Origin of the sequence: Nonomuraea sp. NPDC049750, assembly GCF_040659625.1 — a bacterium.
Taxonomy (GTDB): Bacteria; Actinomycetota; Actinomycetes; order Streptosporangiales; family Streptosporangiaceae; genus Nonomuraea.
This window is the reverse complement of record NZ_JBFANB010000078.1, coordinates 1-1,034: the sequence shown is the minus strand read 5'-3', so window position 1 is coordinate 1,034 and position 1,034 is coordinate 1. Positions and strand designations below refer to the sequence as shown.

Annotated in this window: 1 rRNA gene; it reads right to left on the bottom strand. The window is 57.1% G+C overall.

The window, feature by feature from the left end:
- Window positions 1-4: 4 nt before the first annotated feature.
- Window positions 5-1,034, bottom strand: a 23S ribosomal RNA gene (locus AB0J16_RS59655); the annotation flags it as partial.

Sequence of the window (1,034 nt, the reverse complement as noted above, 5' to 3'; positions counted from 1 at the left end):
CTTTGTGGTCAAGTCCTCGGCCTATTAGTACCGGTCAGCTCCACACGTTACCGTGCTTCCACCTCCGGCCTATCAACCCGGTCGTCTACCGGGAGCCTTACCCACTCTCATGGTGGGAGACCTCATCTCAAGGCGAGCTTCCCGCTTAGATGCTTTCAGCGGTTATCCCTTCCGAACGTAGCCAACCAGCCGTGCACCTGGCGGTACAACTGGCACACCAGAGGTTCGTCCGTCCCGGTCCTCTCGTACTAGGGACAGCCCCTTTCAAGTCTCCTGCGCGCGCAGCGGATAGGGACCGAACTGTCTCGCGACGTTCTAAACCCAGCTCGCGTACCGCTTTAATGGGCGAACAGCCCAACCCTTGGGACCTACTCCAGCCCCAGGATGCGACGAGCCGACATCGAGGTGCCAAACCATCCCGTCGATATGGACTCTTGGGGAAGATCAGCCTGTTATCCCCGGGGTACCTTTTAGCCGTTGAGCGACACCGCTTCCACACGCCGATGCCGGATCACTAGTCCCAGCTTTCGCTCCTGCTCGACCCGTCAGTCTCACAGTCAAGCTCCCTTGTGCACTTACACTCAACACCTGATTGCCAACCAGGCTGAGGGAACCTTTGGGCGCCTCCGTTACCCTTTAGGAGGCAACCGCCCCAGTTAAACTACCCACCAGACACTGTCCCCGATCCGGATCACGGACCAGAGTTAGACGTTCAAAACGACCAGAGTGGTATTTCACCAATGACTCCACCATCACTAGCGTGACAGCTTCCCAGTCTCCCACCTATCCTACACAAGACGCTCCAAACGCCAATGTCAAGCTGTAGTGAAGGTCCCGGGGTCTTTCCGTCCTGCTGCGCGTAACGAGCATCTTTACTCGTAGTGCAATTTCGCCGGGTCTGCGGTTGAGACAGCGGGGAAGTCGTTACGCCATTCGTGCAGGTCGGAACTTACCCGACAAGGAATTTCGCTACCTTAGGATGGTTATAGTTACCACCGCCGTTTACCGGCGCTTAAGTTCTCACCTTCGCCAAC